Source organism: Bradyrhizobium sp. CCBAU 11357 (assembly GCF_028128865.1).
Lineage (GTDB): Bacteria > Pseudomonadota > Alphaproteobacteria > Rhizobiales > Xanthobacteraceae > Bradyrhizobium.
Window position 1 is genome coordinate 17,226 of sequence record NZ_LBJW01000112.1, and the last position, 22,346, is coordinate 39,571.

Annotated in this window: 24 protein-coding genes and 1 tRNA gene; 10 read left to right on the forward strand and 15 right to left on the reverse strand. The window is 64.6% G+C overall.

The window, feature by feature from the left end:
• Position 1 precedes the first annotated feature (1 nt).
• Positions 2–385, reverse strand: coding sequence for a response regulator (locus XI05_RS34015; protein ID WP_260381415.1), 384 nt, complete (start codon positions 383–385; stop codon positions 2–4).
• A gap of 178 nt (positions 386–563) precedes the next feature.
• On the opposite strand from XI05_RS34015, the gene XI05_RS34020 reads away from it, so the two are divergent.
• From XI05_RS34020 to XI05_RS34050, 7 genes are all read left to right on the forward strand, one after another.
• Complete coding sequence (locus XI05_RS34020; protein WP_271510107.1) at positions 564–1,328, forward strand: Crp/Fnr family transcriptional regulator; 765 nt, start codon at positions 564–566, stop codon at positions 1,326–1,328.
• Between the two features lie 75 nt (positions 1,329–1,403).
• Entirely contained in the window at positions 1,404–2,120 is a 717-nt protein-coding gene (locus tag XI05_RS34025; protein ID WP_271510109.1) for a prolipoprotein diacylglyceryl transferase family protein, read from the forward strand.
• The gene (locus XI05_RS34030; protein ID WP_271510112.1) at positions 2,101–3,558 is read left to right on the forward strand and encodes a radical SAM protein; all 1,458 of its coding nucleotides are present in this window, start codon (positions 2,101–2,103) and stop codon (positions 3,556–3,558) included. The genes XI05_RS34025 and XI05_RS34030 overlap by 20 nt, the downstream gene beginning before the upstream one ends.
• Positions 3,555–3,776 (forward strand): hypothetical protein, encoded by a 222-nt coding sequence (locus XI05_RS34035; RefSeq protein WP_271510570.1) that lies wholly within the window; start codon positions 3,555–3,557, stop codon positions 3,774–3,776. Before XI05_RS34030 ends, XI05_RS34035 begins: the two co-directional genes overlap by 4 nt.
• Positions 3,773–4,057: a hypothetical protein gene (locus XI05_RS34040; protein WP_271510114.1), complete on the forward strand. Its 285-nt coding sequence runs from the start codon at positions 3,773–3,775 to the stop codon at positions 4,055–4,057. The genes XI05_RS34035 and XI05_RS34040 overlap by 4 nt, the downstream gene beginning before the upstream one ends.
• Before the next feature lie 238 nt (positions 4,058–4,295).
• Positions 4,296–6,122 carry a translational GTPase TypA gene (typA, locus tag XI05_RS34045; protein ID WP_212260393.1) on the forward strand — a complete coding sequence of 609 codons (1,827 nt, stop codon included), beginning with the start codon at positions 4,296–4,298 and terminating at the stop codon, positions 6,120–6,122.
• 187 nt (positions 6,123–6,309) lie between these two features.
• Entirely contained in the window at positions 6,310–7,557 is a 1,248-nt protein-coding gene (locus tag XI05_RS34050; RefSeq protein ID WP_271510116.1) for a flavin monoamine oxidase family protein, read from the forward strand.
• Between the two features lie 93 nt (positions 7,558–7,650).
• Here XI05_RS34050 and XI05_RS34055 read toward each other — a convergent pair whose 3' ends face one another.
• Genes XI05_RS34055 through XI05_RS34070 form a run of 4 tightly spaced genes read right to left on the reverse strand, consistent with a single transcriptional unit; the run spans position 7,651 to position 10,810 of the window.
• Positions 7,651–8,058, reverse strand: coding sequence for a thiol-disulfide oxidoreductase DCC family protein (locus XI05_RS34055; RefSeq protein ID WP_271510118.1), 408 nt, complete (start codon positions 8,056–8,058; stop codon positions 7,651–7,653).
• 60 nt (positions 8,059–8,118) lie between these two features.
• Positions 8,119–9,438: an SDR family oxidoreductase gene (locus XI05_RS34060; protein ID WP_271510121.1), complete on the reverse strand. Its 1,320-nt coding sequence runs from the start codon at positions 9,436–9,438 to the stop codon at positions 8,119–8,121.
• Between the two features lie 8 nt (positions 9,439–9,446).
• Positions 9,447–9,914, reverse strand: coding sequence for a DUF2269 family protein (locus XI05_RS34065; protein WP_271510124.1), 468 nt, complete (start codon positions 9,912–9,914; stop codon positions 9,447–9,449).
• Positions 9,911–10,810 carry an alpha/beta hydrolase family protein gene (locus tag XI05_RS34070; RefSeq protein ID WP_271510125.1) on the reverse strand — a complete coding sequence of 300 codons (900 nt, stop codon included), beginning with the start codon at positions 10,808–10,810 and terminating at the stop codon, positions 9,911–9,913. Before XI05_RS34070 ends, XI05_RS34065 begins: the two co-directional genes overlap by 4 nt.
• Before the next feature lie 266 nt (positions 10,811–11,076).
• Here XI05_RS34070 and XI05_RS34075 point away from each other — a divergent pair, with 266 nt between their 5' ends.
• On the forward strand, positions 11,077–11,586 hold the full coding sequence (locus XI05_RS34075; RefSeq protein WP_024338772.1) for a GNAT family N-acetyltransferase: 510 nt from the start codon (positions 11,077–11,079) through the stop codon (positions 11,584–11,586).
• 179 nt (positions 11,587–11,765) lie between these two features.
• Complete coding sequence (gene ppa, locus XI05_RS34080) at positions 11,766–12,302, forward strand: inorganic diphosphatase (protein WP_247299836.1); 537 nt, start codon at positions 11,766–11,768, stop codon at positions 12,300–12,302.
• Positions 12,303–12,412: 110 nt separating this feature from the next.
• Here the strand turns inward: ppa and folD are convergent, their stop codons facing one another.
• From folD to XI05_RS34095, 3 genes are read right to left on the reverse strand one after another with little or no spacing between them, the layout of a single operon-like run.
• Positions 12,413–13,297 carry a bifunctional methylenetetrahydrofolate dehydrogenase/methenyltetrahydrofolate cyclohydrolase FolD gene (gene folD, locus XI05_RS34085; protein WP_260381424.1) on the reverse strand — a complete coding sequence of 295 codons (885 nt, stop codon included), beginning with the start codon at positions 13,295–13,297 and terminating at the stop codon, positions 12,413–12,415.
• A 1-nt stretch (position 13,298) separates the two neighbouring features.
• A complete protein-coding gene (locus XI05_RS34090; RefSeq protein WP_271510127.1) occupies positions 13,299–13,643 on the reverse strand; it encodes a DUF167 domain-containing protein in 345 nt (114 codons plus the stop codon).
• 15 nt (positions 13,644–13,658) lie between these two features.
• Positions 13,659–13,949: a YggT family protein gene (locus XI05_RS34095; protein WP_018645113.1), complete on the reverse strand. Its 291-nt coding sequence runs from the start codon at positions 13,947–13,949 to the stop codon at positions 13,659–13,661.
• A gap of 204 nt (positions 13,950–14,153) precedes the next feature.
• Here XI05_RS34095 and XI05_RS34100 point away from each other — a divergent pair.
• Positions 14,154–14,229, forward strand: a tRNA-Ala gene (locus XI05_RS34100).
• Between the two features lie 124 nt (positions 14,230–14,353).
• Here the strand turns inward: XI05_RS34100 and XI05_RS34105 are convergent.
• The 7 genes from XI05_RS34105 to XI05_RS34135 all read right to left on the reverse strand — a co-directional run bounded on the left by XI05_RS34105 (position 14,354) and on the right by XI05_RS34135 (position 22,269).
• Positions 14,354–15,166 (reverse strand): enoyl-CoA hydratase, encoded by an 813-nt coding sequence (locus XI05_RS34105; protein ID WP_271510128.1) that lies wholly within the window; start codon positions 15,164–15,166, stop codon positions 14,354–14,356.
• A gap of 111 nt (positions 15,167–15,277) precedes the next feature.
• On the reverse strand, positions 15,278–16,072 hold the full coding sequence (locus XI05_RS34110) for a glutamine amidotransferase (RefSeq protein ID WP_271510130.1): 795 nt from the start codon (positions 16,070–16,072) through the stop codon (positions 15,278–15,280).
• 129 nt (positions 16,073–16,201) lie between these two features.
• Entirely contained in the window at positions 16,202–16,981 is a 780-nt protein-coding gene (locus tag XI05_RS34115) for an SDR family NAD(P)-dependent oxidoreductase (RefSeq protein ID WP_271510132.1), read from the reverse strand.
• Between the two features lie 185 nt (positions 16,982–17,166).
• Positions 17,167–17,688, reverse strand: a complete 522-nt coding sequence (locus tag XI05_RS34120) for a tellurite resistance TerB family protein (protein WP_271510134.1) — start codon at positions 17,686–17,688, stop codon at positions 17,167–17,169.
• Between the two features lie 341 nt (positions 17,689–18,029).
• A complete protein-coding gene (locus XI05_RS34125) occupies positions 18,030–19,439 on the reverse strand; it encodes an adenylate/guanylate cyclase domain-containing protein (protein WP_271510136.1) in 1,410 nt (469 codons plus the stop codon).
• A gap of 50 nt (positions 19,440–19,489) precedes the next feature.
• Positions 19,490–20,860, reverse strand: a complete 1,371-nt coding sequence (locus XI05_RS34130) for a cytochrome P450 (RefSeq protein ID WP_271510137.1) — start codon at positions 20,858–20,860, stop codon at positions 19,490–19,492.
• A 35-nt stretch (positions 20,861–20,895) separates the two neighbouring features.
• On the reverse strand, positions 20,896–22,269 hold the full coding sequence (locus XI05_RS34135) for a hydrolase (protein ID WP_271510139.1): 1,374 nt from the start codon (positions 22,267–22,269) through the stop codon (positions 20,896–20,898).
• Between the last annotated feature and the right edge of the window lie 77 nt (positions 22,270–22,346).

A 22,346-nucleotide genomic window follows, 5' to 3' on the forward strand; every position in this document is an offset into this window, starting at 1 on the left:
GCTAATCGGCGGCGCGCGCCTGAAGCGCCGCTTCCAGCGCCTCGCTTGAGCACGGCTTCTGCAGCCGCGGCCGGCCCGCCAATTCGGACGGAATACGCGCTTCGGCGCCGTAGCCGGTGACGAAGACGAACGGAATCTTCAGCGCGATCAGCCGCTCGGCGATCGCAAAGCTCGTCTCCCGGATCAGCTCGACATCGAGCAGCGCGAAATCGGGTGTCCGTTTCGCGATGGCGTCCAGCGCCTGCGTCACCGAACCCACGGTCCGCACCGCGGATACTCCAAATCCGAGCAGGCGATCCTCGAAATCGATCGCGATGATCGGATCGTCCTCGACGATCAGAACATCGGCCGGCCAGCCTGTGCCATTGGAGGGTGCGGGTGCCATGATCGCATCTTGGTTTGGGGGTTTTGGATCAGGACTGCCGCGACACGATGCCTGCGCCCAGCGCATCGGAGGGTTCCCGGAACGAAACTCACCACATCGTCGTTCTCTGGTCTGTCCACTTGTGCACACAGGAAACGGATGGAACTCGCTAAGGTGAAAGGAAGGGTAGGAGTTCAGGATGGATGCGCGTATCGGCAAGGTCACCGAGGTCGAGAGCCGGCCGGCCAACAATCTGCTGCGGCGCTTGAGCCAGGTCGATTACGGCCTCCTGGCATCGCACGTGATCGTCGAGGAGTCTGCAGCAGGCCACTTGCTCTACAATCCCGGCGATGACGTGCAGGTCGTCCACTTCCCCTGCGGCCCGTCGCTCGCGACTTTCCTCGTCCCCAACGAGGACGGCCGCGACGTCGAAACCATTCTGGTCGGCCGCGAAGGCGCGGTCGGCGGCATCGTCAGCGAGGGGTTTCTGCCGGCCTATACCCGGATCTGCGTGAAATTCGGCGGGCCCTTTGCGCGCATTCACGTCGCCAAGCTGGAAGCGGCCAAGCTGCGCTCGGCGTCACTGCGCAACGTCTTCGCCCGCTATGCCGACTGCATGCTGGCCCAGATCTTCCAGTCGACCGCCTGCAACGCGATCCATTCGATCGAGCAGCGCACCGCCAAATGGATTTTGGCTGCGATGGAGCGAACCGGCGACGAGACCAGCGTGCCGCTGACCCATGAACAGCTCGCGACGCTGCTCGGGGTGGGCCGCTCCTATGCCAGCCGCGTGCTTCAGTCGTTCAAGGCCGAAGGCGTGCTCGACACGAGGCGCGGCTCGATCCTGGTCCGCAGCCGCGACGGCCTGAGGCTGCGCGCCTGCCTCTGCAACGATGCCGTGAAGATGCATTTCGAGGAGGTGCTGCGCGGGGTTTATCCGACCGAGGAGCGGGAGGCGGGGTAGCTTCTTGCTTCTCCCTAGTGGCGCGATAATGCGCGGCGCGCCGTTCTAACCGCGGTCGTGCTATACTGCCCCCGCATGAGCGGGGCTTTCCTTCACACTCTCTTCGACATCCTGGCCTGGCTGGCGGCGGCGGCCGCCGTCTATTGGCTGTCGCGACGGGGCTTGCAGTTTCCGGCGCAATCCTTCGCGCTGCCCTATGTCGCCACGCTGGTGTTTGGCGCAGGCCTTGGCGCCTATCTGTTCGGCTCCGCCAATCTGTGGCTGTCAGGGCAAAGCGGCATTGCGCGCTCGGTCGAGGGCGCGCTGGCCGGCGGCATCGTGGCGATCGAGCTGTACAAATGGTCCGCAGGCGTCACGGTGCGAACCGGCGCGCGGTTCGCGTTGCCGCTGGCGCTCGGCATCGCAATCGGCCGGGTCGGCTGTTACCTCGCGGGTCTCGACGATTTCACCTACGGCACGCCGACGGCCCTGCCCTTCGGCCATGATTTCGGCGATGGGGTTCGCCGCCATCCCGTGCAGCTCTATGAGAGCGCGGCCATGGCTCTGTTCGCGCTCGTCTATGTGCTGGCGGTTTTGAACCGGAACGCGTTTGCGATCACCAATGGTTTCTACCTGGTGCTCGCCTATTACGGAGCGCAACGCTTCCTATGGGAATTCCTCAAGCCCTATGGCACGCTGGTCGGGCCCCTGACCCTGTTTCACCTGTTGTCGCTGTCGATCCTGCTCTACGCCGCTTTCATGCTGGCGACGGCGCCCAAAGCGAGACCCCTGCATGAACGCGCCGTTGCGTAAGTCGCGTCCCTACATCTTCTGGGGCCAGACCCAATCCCTGTGCGAGACCTGCCTGAAGCTGGTGCCGACCAAGATCCAGATCCAGGACAACGAGGTCTGGTACGAAAAGCGCTGCCGGGAGCACGGCGTGCAATCGACGCTGGTGTCGACGGATGCCGCCTATTGGCGGCTGTGCAAGGATTTTATCAAGCCGGGCGACCGGCCGCTGCAATTCCAGGAGCGCACCCAATTCGGCTGCCCCTATGATTGCGGCCTCTGTCCCGACCACGAGCAGCATTCCTGCCTGGCGCTGATCGAGATCACCGAGCACTGCAATCTCACCTGCCCGGTCTGCTTCGCCGAATCCTCGCCGGCACGAACGAAATTCACCCCGCTCGCGACGGTCGAGAAGATGCTCGACGCGCTGGTTGCGAGCGAAGGCGAGCCCGATCTCGTGCAGATTTCCGGCGGCGAGCCGACGCTGCATCCTGACTTCTTCGAGATCCTGGACGCGGTACGCGCCCGCCCGATTCGCCATGTCATGATCAACACCAACGGCCTGCGCATCGCCCGCGAGAAGGATTTCGTGGCGCGGCTTGCCGAGAACAGGCGCGGGCTGGAGGTCTATCTCCAGTTCGATTCGCTGCAGCGCGATGCGCTGATCAACCTCCGCGGCGCCGACTTGCGAAAAATCCGCCAGCAGGCGCTGGAGAATCTCGAGCATTACGGCATCTCGACCACGCTGGTCGCGACCATCAAGCGCGGCGTCAACGATGCCGAGATCGGCGACATCGTGCGCCACGCACTGACCTGGACATGCGTGCGCGGCGTGACCCTGCAGCCGGTCCAGGATGCCGGCCGCAACGAGAATTTCGATAAGAACACCGACCGCATCATGCTGTCGGAGATCCGCAAGCGCGTCGTCGAGACCGGCGTGTTCGGCGACAAGGACATGATCCCGCTGCCCTGCAACCCCGAGAGCATCTCGATAGGCTATGGCCTGCGCAACGGCGAGAAGGTGCTGCCGCTGACGTCGCTGATCCCGCAGGAGCAGCTGGTGGCGGTGATGCCCAACACCATCAGCCCGGAAAAATATCCGATGCTGCGGGAAAAGTTCCAGGAAAAGTTCTTGGACCTGTTCTCGCTGTCCTCAGGGCCTCTCAACACGTCCGAGCGCGTCTGCGAATTGTTGTGCTGCCTGCCGAGCTTTCAGGTGCCGGACGGTCTCACCTACGAGAACGTCTTTCGCGTCACCATCGTGCAGTTTCTCGACCGCTTCAATTTCTGCGTCGGCAACGTCAAGCGCAGCTGCATCCATTTTGTGACGGAGCAAGGCGCGATCATTCCGTTCGATACCTACAATCTGTTCTACCGCAACGGGAAGATCGACGGCATCCGTGCCGCGCTGGCCGGCGACACCTTTCGAGAAGCCAGGCAGAGCGAGGAGATGCCTCGTTGAGCGAGACGCCGTCACCTCCACCGCCCCGAAGCGGATGCGCCACCGCGCTCATGGTGATTTTCGGGGTGATCCTGCTGTTGCCGGGCATCTGCGCCTTGATTTTCGTCGCCGACTCGTCGTTCCACCTCGATAGCCGATTCGTCCCGCCCCTCGTCCTTGCACTACTGGCGGCATTCGCCGGCGTGTTGCTGATTGCGGCCGCGAGAAAGAAATCATGAGCGATTCCAGCCCCAACCCGCCGGCAGTGCCTCCGCAGGCGCCGCAACAGCGCGGCGGCTGCCTCACCGCCCTGATGGCGATCGCCGGGATCTTCATGCTGCTGCCGGGCCTCTGCGCACTGCTGTTCGGCGGAATGTCGGTGGTCGAGGACGGCAAGATCCCCTCCGACATCGCGTCGCTGGTCTTTTTGGGACTAGTCATCGGCATCGGCGGGGTCGCCATGATCTGGGCGGCGATCAAGGGGCGCAAGGCCCCCGCCCATCCCCCGAACCAGCCCTAAGCCCCGGGGATTCCCGGACAAAATTCAGTCAACCAACGGCCAAAGAACACATTGTTTTTTGGCCGTTTTTGCATATATTGCGCCGCAACGCGCAGGGCGCCCGGTCTGATATGGCCGGGCTTCCTTTTGGGCGCAAAGCGCCCCGTTTCCAGTCTTCCAGCGTTGTTTCGAGAAGAGGTCCCGGTCCGACCGGCGAGATCGCGCTTAACCCATTGTTCGACCGCAAAGAAGCTCACTCATGAATCTTCGTAACGTCGCCATCATCGCCCACGTCGACCACGGCAAGACGACCCTGGTCGACAAACTCCTGCAGCAGTCCGGCACGTTCCGCGAGAACCAGAAGGTGACCGATCGCGCCATGGACTCCAACGATCTGGAGCGCGAGCGCGGCATCACCATCCTGGCCAAGGCGGCCTCGGTGCAGTGGAAGGACACCCGCATCAACATCGTCGACACCCCTGGCCACGCCGATTTCGGCGGTGAGGTCGAGCGCATCCTGAACATGGTGGACGGCGCCTTGGTGCTGGTCGACGCCGCCGAAGGCCCGCTGCCGCAGACCAAATTCGTGGTCTCCAAGGCGCTCAAGGTCGGCCTCAAGCCGATCGTCGTCATCAACAAGGTCGACCGCCCCGACGCGCGTCCGACCGAAGTCATCAACGAGGTGTTCGACCTGTTCGCGGCGCTCGATGCCAGCGAGGAGCAGCTCGATTTCCCGATCCTCTACGGGTCGGCCAAGCAGGGCTGGATGGCGGACAGCCCCGAAGGTCCGCAGGACAAGGGCATGGAGCCGCTGTTCGACCTGATCCTGCGCCACGTCGCCCCGCCGAAGGTCGAGGAAGGTCCGTTCCGCATGATCGGCACCATCCTCGAAGCCAATCCCTATCTTGGCCGCATCATCACCGGCCGCATCTCGTCGGGCGTGCTCAAGCCGAACCAGCAGGTCAAGGTGCTGCACGCCGACGGCAAGCTGGTCGAGTCCGGGCGCATCACCAAGATCCTGGCGTTCCGCGGCCTCGAGCGCACCCCGCTCGACGAAGCCGAAGCCGGCGACATCGTCGCCATTGCGGGCCTGACCAAGGGCACCGTCGCCGACACCTTCTGCGACCCGACCGTCGAGGTGCCGCTGCCGGCGCAACCGATCGACCCGCCGACCGTGTCGATGTCGTTCATCGTCAACAACTCCCCGCTCGCCGGCACCGAAGGCGACAAGGTGACGAGTCGCATGATCCGCGACCGTCTGCTCCGCGAGGCCGAGGGCAATGTCGCGCTGCGCGTCGTCGAATCCGCCGACAAGGACGCGATGGAAGTATCGGGCCGCGGCGAACTCCAGCTCGCGATCCTGATCGAGACCATGCGCCGCGAGGGTTTTGAACTCTCGGTGTCGCGTCCGCGCGTCGTCTACCAGAAGGACGAAGCGACCGGCGCCACCATGGAGCCGATCGAGGAGGTCGTGATCGACGTCGACGAGGAGCATTCCGGCGTCGTCGTGCAGAAGATGAGCGAGCGCAAATCCGAGCTGATCGAGATGAAGCCCTCGGGCGGCAACCGCCAGCGCCTGGTGTTCTACGCGCCCACCCGCGGCCTGATCGGCTACCAGGGCGAACTGCTCACCGACACCCGCGGCACCGCGATCATGAACCGCCTGTTCCACGGCTATGCCCCGTACAAGGGCGAGATCCAGGGCCGTCGCAACGGCGTCTTGATCTCCAACGACCAGGGCGAGGCGGTGGCCTACGCCATGTTCAAGCTGGAGGACCGCGGCCCGATGATGATCGAGCCGGGCTGGAAGGTCTATCGCGGCATGATCGTCGGCGAGCACACCCGCGACAACGATCTCGAGATCAACGTGCTCAAGGGCAAGCAGCTCACCAACATCCGCACGACCTCGAAGGACGAAGCGGTGCGCCTGACCCCGCCAATCCGCATGACCCTGGAAAAGGCGCTCGCCTATATCGAGGACGACGAGCTGGTCGAGGTCACCCCCAAGTCGATCCGTCTGCGCAAGAAGCACCTCGACCCGAACGAGCGCAAGCGCGCGGAAAAGGCCAAGGAAGCGGTGGCGTAAGGCCGCGGCGCCTCAGTGCCGTAGGGTGGGCAAAGCGCAAGCGTGCCCACCACTTGAGAATGGTGGGCACGGCGCAAGAGCGCCTTTGCCCACCCTACGAGACCTCCGCGCTGCAGCGTGTCCGGGACACGAGAGCTGCATACCTGACTGACTTCAGCACACCCGGCGAACGTGCTAGAGCCCGTCCATGACCTCTCTCCCCTCCTCCGTCGATGTCGCGATCATCGGCGCTGGTGCCGCCGGCCTCGGCGCAGCCCATGCGCTGCAGGGCTCCGGCCTCTCCGTGATCGTGCTGGAGGCCCGTGACCGGCTCGGCGGCCGGGCCTGGACGGTGCAAGCCTCGCCCGAGGTGACGTTCGACGTCGGCTGCGGCTGGCTGCATTCGGCGGACAAGAACTCCTTCGTGCCGATCGCGCGAAAGCTCGGTTTCGAGCTGAACAAGGACCTGCCGCCCTGGCGCGAGCGCGCCTATGGCAACGCCTTTCCGGAAGGCGAGCGCGACGATTTCATGCGTGCGATGGACGCGTTTTACCAGCGCGTGTGGAAGGCCGCGCAAACGGGCAAGGACGAGCCCACGAGCTCGCATTTGGAGCCTGGCAATCGCTGGAATCCGATGATCGACGCGATCTCGACCTATATCAACGGCTGCGAGCTGAAGGATATGTCGACGCTGGACTGGGACGCTTATGAGGACACCAACTTCAATTGGCGCGTCCGCCGCGGCTATGGCGCGCTGATTGCGGCTTATGGTGCGCCCTGCCCGGTGGCGCTGAACTGCAACGTCACGCTGATCGATCACTCGGACAAGTGCATCCGCATCGAGACGTCGCGGGGCACGCTGACCGCGGACAAGGTGATCGTCACCGTGCCGACCAATCTGATCGCCGATGAAGCGATCCGCTTCTCACCGCCGCTCCCCGCAAAGGTGAACGCAGCGGCCGGCCTGCCGCTCGGCGTCGACGACAAGGTGACGCTGGGGCTCGACGACGCCGAGGCCTTCCCGAAGGAGGGCAACCTGCGCGGCGCCACCATGCGCACCGAGATGGGCACCTACCACATCCGCCCGTTCGGCCAGCCCTGTATCGAGGGCTTTTTCGGCGGCAGCTTTGCCCGCGAGCTGGAACACGCCGGCGCCGGCGCCATCGCCGCGCAAGCTATCAACGAGATCGCGGGTTTCCTTGGCAACGATATCAGGCGCAAACTGAAGCCGCTCTGCGAGTCCCGCTGGGCTCGCGATCCCTTTGCGCGGGGGTCGTATTCGCATGCATTGCCGGGGCATGCCGGAGATCGCGCTGTGCTGGCCGCGCCGGTGGATGGGCGATTATTTTTTGCTGGGGAAGCGACGTCCCCAACGTTCTTCACGACGGCGCATGGCGCGCGGGACAGTGGGGAGCGGGCGGCGGGGGAAGTGCTCGCGACTCTGGGCAAGTCGTAGCGCCACACTTCCGTCATTGCGAGCGTAGCGAAGCAATCCAGACTGCCACCGCGGAGAGATTCTGGATTGCTTCGCTGCGCTCGCAATGACGAATTATTCGATCACCCGCGCCCGCAAGTCCGCGTCGGGCACGAAGCAGGCGTCGTACTTGCCGAAGATGCGATAGCGGTTGCGCGCGACGAGGCTGTACACGAGGTCCCGCAGCGGCTTCGGCACGGCGAACAGCCCACGCACCCAGCCCCAGCCGGGGAGCTGCGACAGCACCGTCAGCGCAGCATCCGACTTCATGAACACTTCGCCGCCGTGCACCACGGCGTTGGTGTCGGGATCACCGGGATCGATGCCGAACGTGCGTGCCAGCCGCGCCCCATAGTCCGACTGGATCGGCGTGAAGCGAAAGCGCCTCGCCTCATCGCGCGCCGCAACGAACCGCACCCAGCGCGAGCAGAAGATGCAGACGCCGTCGAACAGGATAACGTCATCGTCGGGCCATTTTGGCATCAGACTCTCTTTTTGACGCGTTTTCTTCATGCGAACCGGAATCCACTTCGCTCGAAAACGCTATCGATTATCCAGGATGAGCAACGCAACGAGCATCAGCACGATTGCCGGCCCGGTTTTCACCAGCGCGCCGAGCGGTTCGATCCACAGGTCGGGCGTCAGGATCGCCGCGCCCACCATATACCCGAGCGAGGCGACGATTCCCGTGACGAGCCCGACCGCCGCGGTGCGGCGGAAGGCGATCAATACGCCGATGCTCATGTCCATCAGGCTGGTGCCGATGGTGATGGGATCGACCAGCGCGGGCGGAAAATTGTGCGCGCTCAAGATGCCGGCGGCGGCAGGATAGGACACGAACAAGGCGATGAAACCGGAGATGATCCAGAACGCGACCAGGCTCGCGAAGATCAGTGCCTTGACCAGAAACAGGCGCGCGAACCATTTGTCCTGGATGCTGGCAGGATGGCGTCCGATCGTCTCAGGCAGCGTCTTCGGCGCGATGCCCGTCGCGGCGATCCACGCTGACGGATCGCCTGTCACGCCGCGACGGAGCTCGGCAATGGCGGTTGAGCGCATCGGCGGCATCCAGCCGAGATGGCTGGCGATATCACCGAGTTTCGCGCCGAGATCGAGCATGAGGCGCGGCATCGCGATGCGCGGCCAGCCGGCCGTGCCGAATGCAAGGCGAAACGGCTTGATGACGCCGGCCATGGTGACCGGTTCGGCCGCCATCAGGTCCCAGCTCACCGCCCTTAACGAGGCATCGTCGATGTCGCATGCCGCGAGCCAGGCGATGGTCGCCGAAATATCCTCGATCGCCACGGGCTGGAATGGCGGTGCCATTTCCTTGGCCGGCAAATCGATCGGAAAGGCAGCAAGCGTGCGGAGCATGGCGCTGCCGCCATAGGCCGAGGGTGCGACCACAAAGCCGGGCCGCAGGATGGCATGGGGAATGCCGCTAGCCCCGATCAGGCGCTCGGCCTCGCGCTTGGTCGTGGCGAAGTCAGTGCGATCCGCCTCCGCAGCGCCGGGGATCGAGATGTGCACCAGTCGGATTGCGCGGCCGCAGCCGCCGATCGCCTGAAGCAGCCGGGCGACGAAATCGCAATGCACCGCGCTCGTGTTGCTGCCGGGGCCATCCTGGAGCACGCCGAGGCAGTTCACGACGACATCTACCGCATGCTCGCTGAGGAAACGCATCAGCGCGGCCGCGTCGAGGATGAGGATCGGCAACTCGATGTCCAGCGCGCTCATCCTCTGCGCCGGCGACAGGCTCCGCGCCACGCCGACGACGCGAAAGCCCCGCGTGCGCAGATCGTCGGTGACGAAGCGGCCGATCAGGCCGGAGGCGCCGAGCACGAGAATGGTGCGCTGGTTCATCACGTGTCTCAAAACGGTTTCGCGATCATCAGCCACAGGATGGCCATCGTCGCCCCGAAGCCGGGGAAGCCGAACGCAAACCAGCGGCGGAACAGCACGAAATAGCGCGGCGGCAGCGCACTGCGCTGCGCAGCAGCCTTGCGCGCGAGGTCGCGCATCTCGATCTGCATGAACACGACCGGCACCCAGAACAAGCCGGCAATCGCATAGAGCGCAAGTGAAGCCAGCAGCCAACGCTCCGTGATCGACGTCGCCGACAGCATCATCAGCGCGCCGCCACTGACCGGCTGGAGGATCACGGCCGACAGCGTGAAGATCGCGTCCGCGATGACGACGACCGAAGCGGTCCGGGCGATGAACTCCGGATCCTGCGTGCGATGCGCCATCAGCATGAAGAAGGCGATGCCGGTCCCGGTGCCGAGAATGACGATGGCGCCGAGCACGTGAAAAAATTTGACCAGGAAATACAGCGTCATGGCTTCTTGGTCACCACAGGCTTGGGCGGGTTCAGCGCGCGCGCGAGCTCGCCGCCGGCGGCTTTGACGCCGGCTTCGGTTTCGATCATCCAATGGCCTTCGCTGCCGACGGCCGGCAGCGGGCGAAACTCGGCCTTGCCGCCAGTGCCGCGAAACGCATCGACGAGTTTCTGCGAGAATGCAGGCGCGAAATAGCTGTCATTGCGCGCAACAAGCCAGGTGACGGGAATGCGCGCGGTCTTGCCGAACTCCGCTGCCGCGGCGAGCAGCGTATGCGGCGCGCAGATTCTGTTCGGCTCATCATTGGCGTGGCCGCCGCGTCCCGGAGCAAACAACGTGATGGCGGAAATCACCTTCGGATCGGCATTGGCGAGCGCCAGCGCACCCCATCCGCCGGCGGAATGGCCGATCACGATCGCGCCGTCCTTGCGGATGAAGTCCTGCTTTTGCAGATGAACCAGCGCCAGCGAGATTGCTTCGGCCGTTGCGCGGCCCGAGCGTGCGTAATCGGCTTCGTCGCAGCCGCCCTGATCCTCGAGGTAGCGGCCGCCGGTTGCACCATGGCCGGGCCGCTCCGGCACCAGCACGGCAAAGCCGCGCGCGACGAGATAGGCGGCAAGCGGACGGTATTCCGGCTGCGGCATTTGCGCCCGACGCAACGTGTTCTGCGTCGAGGCGTGGGCAATCACCGCGAGCCGGAACGGACCTGGGCCGGAGGGGCGAAACAGCACGGCATGCGCGGCAAGGTCGGTATCCGGCGCGGGCACGCGCCAGTCCTGCCGACGCAACGGCTCGCCCTCTTCTCCCGATGGACCAAACCTGACCTGCGCACACAGAGGCGGCGCAGTCAGCAAGGCCAGCAGAGGCAGGAGCGCGATGATGTTGAGGAGCCGCATGAATTGCCGAGAGCGAGCGCGAACAGCGACAGCCAGATTAGTAGGAACGAATCATTATCGGCCGCCTTTCTGCGGTGCCATTGCCGTCCCCTCGTTGCCGCGACGTAGTTTTGCACCGACGCCGGCCCTGCGGTTGGCGTTTGACATGGCGGCTTGTCCTCTTTCGGCACAACATGGCCGAAATACTGATGCAGAAAGTCCACAGGTTAACCGATAATTAACGATAGGTCTTGCCGCCGGCGCGGCGACTTGGTTTGATCGCGTCCATGAGCACAACCCTGATCGAGGTCCGGCCGGCCAAAGCCGCAGATGCAACTGCGGTGGCGTCGACCCATGACGAAGCCTGGCGTTCGGCCTATCAGGGCATCATTCCCGGCGCCGAGCTGGAGAAGCTGATCAACCGCCGCGGTCCGCAGTGGTGGGACAGCGCGATCCGCAAAGGTAGCCGCGTCAGCGTGCTGGTGTTCGGCGACAAGATCGCAGGCTACGCCAATTACGGTCGCAACCGGGCCCGCAGCCTGCATTTCGACGGCGAGATCTACGAGCTGTATCTGCGGCCCGAATTTCAGGGCCTCGGCTTCGGCCGCCGCCTGTTCGCCGCCGCCCGCCGCGACCTCATGCAGAGCGGCCTGAAGAGCATGGTGGTGTGGGCGCTCTCGGACAACGACCCCGCCACCGAGTTCTACCGGGCCCTGGGTGGCCGCATGGTGGCACGCTCGTCGGAGCGGTTCGGGCCGAAGGCGCTCGACAAGGTTGCCTTCGCTTGGACCAATTGAGCTGCTGAAACCCTAACTGGGCAGCGTTCCCATCCGTCGATACCGCCGGCCGCTCGAGCCGGTGATCGCCGGATTCATTATTTCACAAGAACGCGATGGATCAGCGGGCCAAGCCCGCGTATGACAGCGCCAAAATCGCTGCCGGGCGCGATTTATCCTCGGCAACAACGGAGCCTTGAATGCGTATCGATGCGGTCTCGATCGGAAAAAACGTCCCCCACGATGTCAACGTCATCATCGAGGTCCCCGTGGGCGGCGAACCGATCAAGTACGAGATGGACAAGGAGGCCGGCACGCTGGTGGTCGACCGCTTCCTCTACACGCCGATGCGATACCCCGGTAATTACGGCTTCATCCCGCACACGCTATCGGATGACGGCGACCCTTGCGACGTGCTGATCATCAACACCCGCGCCATCATCCCCGGCGCCGTCATGAGCGTGCGCCCGGTCGGGGTGCTGTTCATGGAAGACGAAGCCGGCGGCGACGAGAAGATCCTGGCGGTGCCGTCGTCCAAGCTGACGCAGCGCTACGACAAGGTGAAATCGTACTCCGACCTGCCCGACATCACGCTGCAGCAGATCCAGCACTTCTTCGAGCACTACAAGGATCTCGAGAAGGGCAAGTGGGTGAAGATCCTGCGCTGGGGCGGCCCGGAGGACGCGCACAAGCTGATCCTCGAGGGCATCGAGCGCGAGAAGAAGAAGAAGGGTTGAGGCGCCTCCGTCATTCCGGGGCGCGCGAAGCGCGAACCCGGAATCCAGAAGTTTGGCGGCTCGAGATTCCGGGTTCGGCTCTGCGAGCCGCCCCGGAATGACGCTCAGACCTACACCGCCGGCTTCGGCAGGCCGGCGATCGCGCAGGCCGCGCGGAGCGTGTTCACCAACAGGCACGCCACCGTCATCTGGCCGACACCGCCCGGCACCGGCGTGATCGCGCCGGCAACGGCAAGCGCTTCCTGATAGGCGACGTCGCCGACGAGGCGCGTCTTGCCGTCCTCCTTCGGAATGCGGTTGATGCCGACATCGATCACGGTCGCGCCCGGCTTCAGCCAGTCGCCGCGCACCATCTCTGGTCTGCCAACCGCGGCATAGACGAGGTCCGCTTTCTTCACGAGGCCGGGCAGATCGCGCGAGCGCGAATGCGCGATCGTCACCGTGGCGTTCTCGTTCAGCAGCAATTGCACGAGCGGGCGGCCGACCAGGTTCGAGCGGCCGATGACGATCGCGTTCATGCCCTCAAGCGAGGCATGCACGCTCTTGGTGAGGATGATGCAGCCGAGCGGCGTGCAGGGCGACAGCGCATCGAAGCCGCCGGCGAGCCGGCCAGCATTGTTCGGATGCAGCCCGTCGACGTCCTTGCCGGGATCGATGGCGTTGATGACGGCCTCGGTGTTCAATCCCTTCGGCAACGGCAATTGCACGAGAATGCCGTGCACGGCGGGATCGCGGTTGAGCTTTGCGACCAGCGCCAGCAGATCTGCCTGCGAGACATCGGCCGGCAGCTTGTGCTCGAACGAGGCCATGCCCGCGGCCTGAGTCTGGGTGTGTTTTGAGCGGACATAGACCTCGCTGGCGGGGTCATTGCCGACCAGGACCACTGCAAGGCCCGGCACCAGGTTGTGCTCACGCTTGACGCGGGCGACCTCCTCAGTGACGCGGCCACGGAGTTCTGCCGCAATGACTTTTCCATCGATGATCTCAGCGGTCATGTCAGTTCCCTCCGTCCTTCGATTCTGCCGATACAAGCCGGCGCAGGGCTTCGCCGAGCCGCGCCGGATCGCCGTCGACCGCGATCTGCTTCAGCCGCGACGTGGCTCCGGATAGCAATTTCACGCTGGCCTTGGGCACGCCGAGTGATTTCGCCAGCAGCAGCAGAACGGCCTTGTTGGCCTCGCCGCCATCGGCGATGGCGCGCACCCGCACCTTGAGCACGCTGCGGCCATCGGAAAGTTGCTCGATCCCGTCGATGTCGTCGCGGCCGCCGCGCGGCGTCACCCGCAGCGCAATGCTGATCCCTGCGGCCGAGTAGCGCCAAGGCTCCTTGTTGGCAACCAAGGCGCTCCCGCCCGCTTAGATCACGTTCGGGTAGATGTAGTACAGAATCACCCGCTCGATGAACATGATGATCAGGATCAGGATGATCGGCGAGATGTCGAGACCGCCGAGACTGGGCAGGAAATTGCGAATCGGCGCAAGCAGGGGCTCGGTGATCCGGTACAGGAACTCCGCCACCGCCGAGACGAACTGGTTGCGGGTGTTGACCACGTTGAAGGCGATCAGCCAGGACAGGATCGCGGAGGCGATCAGCAGCCAGACGTAGAGATCGAGCACGATGATGACGATGTCGAGAACGGCACGCATGGCTTTTGAGGCCTCTGGCTTTTGAAAACTCTGGCTCGGTCGGGATTGACGCCCCGTTTGCTAGATATCGGTTCCCCCCGGCCCAAACAAGGGAAGTCGGCGCCCGGATGGCTAAAACCCGGTTACACGCGTCCTTGACTTGACCTTGGCGGGGACTTAAATGGCGCCCGGTTGTCGGCCGCGTTCACCAGAGCGGCCAGCAAAGGGGCCATAGCTCAGCTGGGAGAGCGCGTCGTTCGCAATGACGAGGTCGGCGGTTCGATCCCGCCTGGCTCCACCAGCCTTCGCTCGCTTCGCGAGCTTCGGCTCGGCAAGCCTGGGGAAGTCCATCGTAGCGAAGTGAGCGAAGACTGTCCCGCCATAGCCCGAAGGGCGACGGCGGACCCTCTCCCTAGAACTCCCCCCTACCTCCCCGTAAACCTCGGCGGCCGCTTCTCCATGAAGCTCGCTACACCCTCGCGGAAATCGCTCCCGTTCAACGCCACCATCATCTCGCGGTTGGCCTCGATCGTCGCCTCGGCCAGCGTCTGGAACGGCACCTCGTAGAGCTGACGCTTGATCACGGCCATCGCGCTCGGCGAGACGAAATCGGCGAGATCGCGCGCGTAAGCGTAAGTGTCCTCGCGCAGCTTCTCCGGTGGAGAGAGCCGGTTGACCAGCCCGATCCGCAACGCCTCATCGCTGGAGACGCGCCGCGCCGAGAGCAACAGATCCAGCGCATTGGCGTGGCCGACGATGCGCGGCAGCATCCAGCTGATGCCATGCTCGGCGATCAGACCGCGCCGCGCGAAAGCCGTCGTGAACACAGTATTGTCGGCAGCAAAGCGCAGGTCGCAATAGAGCGCATGCACGAGCCCGATGCCGGCCGTGGCGCCATTCAGCATCGCGATGACCGGCTTCTTGATCGAAGGATAGTAGCCGTACCGCGTCTGCCAGTCCGGCCGGCGATTCATGTCGAACGGCGGCAGGTTCGAGGCACGCCTGACGTCGTTGGGATCGAGGCCCTTCAGCGCATCCATGTCGGCGCCGGCGCAGAAGGCGCGGCCCGCGCCGGTGAGGACGATGACGCGGACATTGTCGTCGGCGTTCGACGCCTCCATCGCGTGGCGCACGTCGCGCTCCATGATCGGCGTCCATGCATTCATGCGATCGGGACGATTGAGCGTGATGGTCGCGATCTTGTCGCTCACCTCATAGAGAATGTGTTCGTAGGCCACGGCGCTCTCCCTTGCTTGCCGGCACGCATTGGTGCGCGATCGTTTGCAGAGAGCCTAGCATATCCAGGGAAGAGGCAAGGACTTGCGCCAAGAACCTGCGCGAAGGCGCGATCACTCGGCGGCTTGCGCCAGCACCGGCCGGCGCTCCAGCCAGCCATCAATGAAGTGATCGAGCCAGGCGCGTTCGGCGACATCGTAGACGGCACGATCCGCGAAGTGATGATGCCGCTGCCGCGCCCCAGGCGCGCTGAAGCCGTCGTAGCCGCGCGTGGTCCAGCGGCACATCATCGCGTAGGTCACATCGGGATGGAACTGCACGCCGAAAGCATTGCCGGCGCGGAACGCCTGCACCGGGAAATCATCGCCTTCGGCGAGCAAGTCGGCGCCGAGCGGCAGCTCAAAGCCCTCGCGATGCCAATGATAGACCTGCGCCGGCCAATGCGGGCAGAGCGCGCGGCCTGCGGCGGTCGGCCTGATCGGGTAGTACCCGATCTGCGTCAGCGCCTGCGCATGCGGCGCGACACGGGCCCCGAGCTGCATCGCCAACATCTGCGCACCGAGGCAAATCCCGAGCAACGGCCGCTGTTCGCGGAGCGGAATTTCGATCCAGTCGATCTCGCGGCGGATGTAATCGTCGGGATCGTTGGCGCTCATCGGGCCGCCGAAGATCACGGCGCCGGCGTGCTGATCGAGCGTCTCGGGCAGGGGATCGCCGAAGCGGGGACGGCGGATGTCGAGTCGATGGCCGAGCGCGCGCAGCGCATTGCCGACGCGGCCGGGTGTCGAGCATTCCTGATGCAGGACAATCAGAACCGGCAGCCGGGTTTCAGCGGCCGCGGCGCGCGGCGCCCTCTGTGGGAAGGCGACCACCTCTGCGCCACCAAACCTGTACGTCCGGAACGACATGGCCTCTGCGAGTGCTATCGGTTCAGACCGCCAGCATAGCTAAGCGATAGTTAACATCGTGTGAGTTTGCGCACACACTCCGCGTGCTTGAAGCAAGCTCCGGGCCACTACGGATGCCGCCGGCGTTGTTCAGCGCCGCTGCCTCTGGAACCGGCTGGTGGCGGCCAGGATGAAGCCGCGCGGAAAGAAGCGCAGCGCGAACGGCACAATCTTGATGCCAAGACCTGGCAGCACTGCCCGTTTGTTGGCCATCAGGCCGCGATACGCCTCCCGCGCAACTTCGGCTGCAGAGACGTTGAGCATGGCCGTGTCATGTTGCGATCCAACGCCGGCGCGGGCCTGGAATTCCGTGGGCACCGGGCCCGGGCAAAGTACGGTGACGCGGACGCCGCGGGGCGCGAGCTCCGCCCGCAATGCTTCGGTGAAGGAGATCACATAGGCCTTGGACGCGTAGTACACCGCCATGCCGGGGCCAGGCAGGAAGCCTGCAACCGAGCCGACGTTGAGAAGACCGCCCTTGTTCCGGACGAGTTGATCGGCGAAGCGCAGCGACAGATCCGTCAGGGCCCGGACGTTGACGTCGACGATGCCGAGCTGCGTGTCGTGATCGCGCTCGATGGCATCACCGAACACGCCGAAGCCGGCATTGTTGACGAGATGATCGAGCTCGACGCCCTCGACGGCAAGTGCTGCGGCGATCCTCTCGCCGGCATCCGCGTTCTCGAGGTCGCAGGCGATCACGATCGGCTTCTTGCCGCCCCTGGCGGCGAGCTCGCTCGCGAGCGCTTCGAGCCGATCCACGCGTCTCGCGGTCAATGCGAGGCGATGTCCATTGGCGGCAAACACACGCGCCAGCTCCATCCCGATGCCCGCCGAGGCACCGGTGATCAACGTTACCCGCTCAGTCACGATCGAATTCTCTTGAATTGAAGTCGGTGGCCCCGGCAATGGCTGAACGAGAGCATAGGCCGTGCGCGCCATGCAAGCGGCGCAGGCAGCATGGCTGCTTGAGAAGGCGACAGGGGATCAGCAAAGACCGGTATTTGCAGCCGAATCCAGAAATGCGGGGCCGCCCGGCTTACATTAAAGTTTCGTCATGTGGCGCGCAGGCCAGGCAATCCGCCGGGGACAGGTCCGACGGCGCGATCCTTGACCTTGCCACCGGCACGCTCCGCAACGGCGTGCTTCAGCTCGATGCGGTCGCGCTGGGAAATGCCGAGCAGATCGGACGCGCGCCAGACCACATTGTCCTCGAACTCGCTGACCTCTCCGTCGGCATAGACCAGCTCCCACATCATCTGCACGATCCGCTTGCGGCCCGCTTCGTCGAGCGAGCGCATGATGACGCTGGTGAAGTGATAGAGGTCGACGGCCTCACCCTCGACCTGGATGGCATCCGCGATCAGACGGTCAGCGGTGCCACGGTCGAGCCCGAAATGGCTTTCGATCAGGCTGTGCAGCTTGCGCTGCTCGGCCGCGCTGGGCTGGCCGTCCAGCGAGACCACGTGGACCAGCAGCGCGGTCGCGGCCAGCCGATAATCGCTGTCGCCGAAGGCGCGGTCCCGGGCTTGGGGGCCGACAATGTCGGCGATGAATTGGCGCAAGCCGTCGAGCATAGGTCCTACCGAGATCGATGACGCCGCAAGGAGCGCGGCCGTTACCAGCATTATATGAGCGGGAAACTCAACCGCCGCAACGTGCGTCAGTTCCGCGCGCGCATTACGTTTCGGCAATCTGGGAGGGGCCTTCGGCCCTCATGGCAGGGCCTGACCCGGCCATGACGATGGAGGATGTATCACCCATCTACCTCAGCATCGTCATTGCGAGCGCAGCGAAGCAATCCAGAATCTTTCCGCTGAGGCAGCCTGGATTGCTTCGTCGCATCAGCGCAAAATTGCTTCGCAATTTTGTCGCGAGCTCCTCGCAATGACGGAGAATGTGGCGATCTCCTGCCGCCTCACGGTATCTCGTACACCACCATCTTGTCGGCGATGCCGCGGAGCGCGGCCTGTTTCTGAATCGGCTTGATCTCGCGCTGTTGAAGGATTTCGGCAACCGCCGGCACGTCGAGCACCGGGCCGGTGATGTGGATCTCCTGCGCGGTCGACAGGCTCTGCACGCGGGCGGCGATGTTGACGGTCTGGCCGAAATAATCCTGCCGCTCGTTGAGCATCACCGCAAGGCAGGGGCCTTCATGGATGCCGATCTTGAGAATGAGATCGTTGGCGCCGCGCTGCTTGTTCAATTCGTCCATGGCTGCACGCATGTGCAGTCCCGCGGTGATGGCGTGCTCGGGCCTGACGAAGGTCGCCATGACGGCATCGCCGATCGTCTTCACCACCGCGCCCTTCTCGGCCGCGATGATCTCCAGCAGCGCACGGAAATGCGCTCGCACGAGATCGAAGGCACTGAGATCGCCGACGCGCTCGTACAAGGCCGTCGAGCCCTTCAGGTCGGTGAACAGGAACGTCAGGGACGTGATCTTCAGCCGCTGGTCGACGTTGAGATTGTCGGCCTTGAAGACGTCACGGAAGGTCTGATTGGACAGCATCCGCTTGGCGGTCAGGATCGGCTTGCGCTTGCCGATCATCTCATGCAACGCGTCGGCGGCAATCCAGACCGACGGCAACACGCGATTGCCTGATTGGTTCTCGAGCGTGAGACGCAGCGGTCCGGGACGCATCACGGTGGTCCCTGTGGGCGCCTCCAGCTTGTTGAACATGATCGAAAGCTGCTGGCGTTCGCTGGTCGGCTCACCCTGGACATCCAGGAAGTGGGCGGAATGGGTGACCGGCTCGAAAACGATGATGAACTGGCTGGGCAGGTTCAGCGAGAGGATCGCCTTTTCTCCCGCAGGCAGTTCGAGTGCTTCAAGCGTCACTTCGTTGATCAGGCTTGAAAACGATTCCTCGTTGATGTCGACGCCCGAGCTCCAGAACATCTGCCGCACATATTCCCAGATCGGCAGCGTGTCGGGATCGTGAGCCCCGATGCGGCGTACCCGCGGACTGACGGTGAAGGCGACTTCGACCATCTCGTCGACGGACGCCTCGTATCCGGCCGCACAGAGAGCGCAGTTGTAGTCCTCGTGCTTCAGCGACTTCAACGTTGCATGTGCCCCCAAGACCCCACCGCAGCCCGGACAGAGCACGTTCCAGCTCATGTCGAAGAGGCCCAGCCGCGAGGCATGCAGGAATCCGGAAATGACCTTCTCCTGATCGAGCCCGGTACGATCGGCAAAATCGAGCACATTGATGCGGTTGAGATCGCGATCATGACCATTGGCGATCAGCTGCGCGATCGCATCGACCACCTCTGGATCGGCGGTCTGCTTCAGAACGGAGAACTGGGCCTGGATGTCGCTCATGGCGAAACTCTATCTAGGGTGGGTCACGCCAACGGCCAGACGCGCGCCTGTCACCGACGCGTGATGCGGAACAGGGGTGAATGGTCCGGCTGGGTCGTGACGACGCCGAGCGGAATTACAGGGGTCGCCGCGTCCGCGAGCTCGACACGGAATGCGCCGATCAGCCGCGCCAGCGCCAGCACGGATTCGGCCTGGGCAAACGGCGCGCCGATGCAGACGCGCGGACCTGCGCCGAACGGCAGGTACGCGAAACGATCCGGTGCCTCCTTTGACATGAAGCGTTTCGGAATGAAGGCGTTCGGCTGATCCCACAGCTTCTCGTGCCGGTGCAACAGCCAGGGCGCGATCATGATGATGTCGCCCTTGCCGATCTCGACGCCCGCCGCGTCGTCCTTGTCGCGCGCGGCACGCGCGACCAGGAAGGCCGGCGGATAGAGCCGCATCGTCTCGTCGATCACCGCGCGGGTGAATTTCTGGCGATCGATGTCAGCCATGCTGTCGAGATGCTCGCCGCGGGTCTCGGACGCCACCTCCTCCTGCGTATCAGGATCGAGCGCGAGCAGGTAGAGCGCCCAGAACAGCGCCGTTGCCGTGGTCTCGTGACCGGCGAGGATCATGGTCGCGACCTCGTCGACGAGCTGGTCGTCCGAGAAGCCCTTGCCCGTTTCGGGATCGCGTGCCTCGTCCATGAGATCGAACAGGTCGCGCGGCGGCGCGCCGTCCTTCTTGCCGGCCTTACGCCGCTCGGCGATCAGCATGGCCACGAACTCGGTCCAGCGCTTGCGGAAACGGGCGCGGGCAAAATCCATCGGGCTCGGCCAGGACACCGGCAGCACCATGTCGAGGAAATAGGGACGTCCCAACCGCGCGGCATATTCCATGATGAAGTCGCGCAGCGTCGCGCCGTGCTGGTCCATGCCGAACGAGAACATCGTGCGCCCGGCGATCTCCAGCGTCATGCGCTGCATGATTTGGCGCAGATCGACCGGCTCGCCGGTTTTCGCGTCCAGCTTGGCGATGGTCTCGTCGAGCACCGCCGTCATATGCGGAACGAGATTTGCCGTCGCGCGCGGCGTGAAGGCCGGCGCCAGCGTGCGGCGCTGAAACGTCCAGGAATGACCTTCCGCGATCAGAAGGCCGTCGCCGAGCACGGGGCGCAGCATGCGGATGCCGGCCGGCGTGCGCGTGTAGTTCTCGTAATTGCTGAGCAGGACGTGCCGGATCGCGTCCGGCTGGTTCAGGATAAAACTGTTGCGGAAGAAGAAGCGGCCCGGGATGACCTCTTCCTCATAGGCGCGTTGCCCCCAGGTCGCGATCATGTTCTGCCTGATGACCGCGAGCCGGCCGAAGAACGACATATCGTCGGGCGCCCGCGGGGGAGCCGGAGGGATGATGGGCCGACGCACGCTGGCGATGTTCATGGCTCTCTCCCGCAAGGTGGGACGCAGGTAAATAGCTAGTAAGTCAGCTCCGCAATGGCAATCCGGTTCTCGGACGCAGGCCAGGCGCGCGCCACAATCCGTTCTTCGCCGAATTGGGCTACGATGTTACGCCCAACCTCGCTGACGGGAAGCCGCAGGGTTGCTGCCGCATCCGTAGGCACGCCCGGCTTGACGTCGGCCGGCTCCTTGCCGTCGAACAGCACCACATCGCGCGGCAGACCGAAATAGCCGCGCGGACGCGACATGATCACGACGGCGCCGGCGTCCTTGTCGGCCGGCCCGAGCGGGCGCGCAGGCCGCAGATGCACGACCTCGGACGAGCGCGGGAAGGGCGAGCGATAAATGTGCGTCGTCGGCGCATCCGGCGAGGTCAGCACGAATTCGAGCGACCAGGCGGGATCGACCTGCGCCGGCCCCCAGCGGCCATCGGAGTCCGTCTTCGAGCTGTGCAGCGCACCGGCTTTGCGCTCACCGGTATCAGGATCGACACGGAAGACATCGACGGTTGCACCGGCGACCGGGCGATTGGTCGGCGCGCCGCCCGGCGTGCCGGTGACCAGGCCGCTCAATGTCACACTGGTCTCCGGCGCGATCGCGATGCGCGCAGGCTCACGGCCGGCGATGAACTTGTAGATCTCCCGGAACGCGCGCGGGTGAAAAGCCACCTCGCGATGGTCGAGCGCGCCGAGCACGAGATTGGTGGCGCCCTTCAGCTCCGGTCCTTCGGCGGTGACATTGATCGGCGTGCCGGGCTTGCCGATGAAGCGGCCGTCGCTCTGCGCATATTTGTCCATGCCATCGCTGCGCAGCGTGAGGAAGGCAACGCCCGGAGTCACTTCGCTCTCGCCCTCGTTCAGGCTACGCAGGAACGTGCCGCGGCCGTTGAACTCGTTGTTGGGCTGGTCGTCGGTCGCGAACACGCCGTGATTGGGCGTGCCGCACAGCACGGCATGGCTGACATCGCCGGCGCCGCCGTTCCTGATGACGTTGCGGATGGCGTAGCCGCCGCGCGAGCTGCCGACCAAGGCCACGCGAGGCGCGCCGGTGCGGCGCTTCAGTTCAGCGATGGCGGCAGCAAGCTCACGGCGCTGGTCCTCGGTCGAGGAGCGGCCCGCCTGCTCGACCTTGTCGTCGTTGCGCGCCAGGGGGTCGGTGAAATTGATCGCCATCATGCGATCGCGTGCGACGCCATTCGACTCCATCCGCCACAAGGTGGTCATCCAGAGCGCGCCGTAATCGCCATTGCCGTGGACGAACAGAATCGGCGGCAGCTCGGCGCCCACCGCGGCGGCGGGCGCGGTCTGGGCAAGCGCGCCCGTCCGCAAGCTCGCAAGTGCGAAAGGCACGCTCGCAGCCCCTTGCAAAATCGTCCGTCGCGACAGCTTCATCTGTTCCTCCCGGCAGCCCGCCTCTTTGCACTGCTTATAGCGGCCTAAGCACTGGACAGCGAAGGACTTTCGCGGGC

Excerpts from the sequence above, each read along its gene's own strand:
- XI05_RS34070 (WP_271510125.1), bottom strand. The coding sequence starts at position 10,810 with ATGCGGCTCCTCAACATCATCGCGCTCCTGCCTCTGCTGGCCTTGCTG.
- XI05_RS34030 (WP_271510112.1), top strand. The coding sequence starts at position 2,101 with ATGAACGCGCCGTTGCGTAAGTCGCGTCCCTACATCTTCTGGGGCCAG.
- XI05_RS34065 (WP_271510124.1), bottom strand. The coding sequence starts at position 9,914 with ATGACGCTGTATTTCCTGGTCAAATTTTTTCACGTGCTCGGCGCCATC.
- XI05_RS34120 (WP_271510134.1), bottom strand. The coding sequence starts at position 17,688 with ATGCTCGACGGCTTGCGCCAATTCATCGCCGACATTGTCGGCCCCCAA.
- XI05_RS34025 (WP_271510109.1), top strand. The coding sequence starts at position 1,404 with ATGAGCGGGGCTTTCCTTCACACTCTCTTCGACATCCTGGCCTGGCTG.
- XI05_RS34125 (WP_271510136.1), bottom strand. The coding sequence starts at position 19,439 with ATGAGCGACATCCAGGCCCAGTTCTCCGTTCTGAAGCAGACCGCCGAT.
- typA (WP_212260393.1), top strand. The coding sequence starts at position 4,296 with ATGAATCTTCGTAACGTCGCCATCATCGCCCACGTCGACCACGGCAAG.
- XI05_RS34110 (WP_271510130.1), bottom strand. The coding sequence starts at position 16,072 with ATGTCGTTCCGGACGTACAGGTTTGGTGGCGCAGAGGTGGTCGCCTTC.
- folD (WP_260381424.1), bottom strand. The coding sequence starts at position 13,297 with ATGACCGCTGAGATCATCGATGGAAAAGTCATTGCGGCAGAACTCCGT.
- XI05_RS34050 (WP_271510116.1), top strand. The coding sequence starts at position 6,310 with ATGACCTCTCTCCCCTCCTCCGTCGATGTCGCGATCATCGGCGCTGGT.
- XI05_RS34130 (WP_271510137.1), bottom strand. The coding sequence starts at position 20,860 with ATGAACATCGCCAGCGTGCGTCGGCCCATCATCCCTCCGGCTCCCCCG.
- XI05_RS34040 (WP_271510114.1), top strand. The coding sequence starts at position 3,773 with ATGAGCGATTCCAGCCCCAACCCGCCGGCAGTGCCTCCGCAGGCGCCG.
- ppa (WP_247299836.1), top strand. The coding sequence starts at position 11,766 with ATGCGTATCGATGCGGTCTCGATCGGAAAAAACGTCCCCCACGATGTC.
- XI05_RS34060 (WP_271510121.1), bottom strand. The coding sequence starts at position 9,438 with ATGAACCAGCGCACCATTCTCGTGCTCGGCGCCTCCGGCCTGATCGGC.
- XI05_RS34095 (WP_018645113.1), bottom strand. The coding sequence starts at position 13,949 with ATGCGTGCCGTTCTCGACATCGTCATCATCGTGCTCGATCTCTACGTC.
- XI05_RS34055 (WP_271510118.1), bottom strand. The coding sequence starts at position 8,058 with ATGCCAAAATGGCCCGACGATGACGTTATCCTGTTCGACGGCGTCTGC.
- XI05_RS34135 (WP_271510139.1), bottom strand. The coding sequence starts at position 22,269 with ATGAAGCTGTCGCGACGGACGATTTTGCAAGGGGCTGCGAGCGTGCCT.
- XI05_RS34020 (WP_271510107.1), top strand. The coding sequence starts at position 564 with ATGGATGCGCGTATCGGCAAGGTCACCGAGGTCGAGAGCCGGCCGGCC.
- XI05_RS34015 (WP_260381415.1), bottom strand. The coding sequence starts at position 385 with ATGGCACCCGCACCCTCCAATGGCACAGGCTGGCCGGCCGATGTTCTG.
- XI05_RS34075 (WP_024338772.1), top strand. The coding sequence starts at position 11,077 with ATGAGCACAACCCTGATCGAGGTCCGGCCGGCCAAAGCCGCAGATGCA.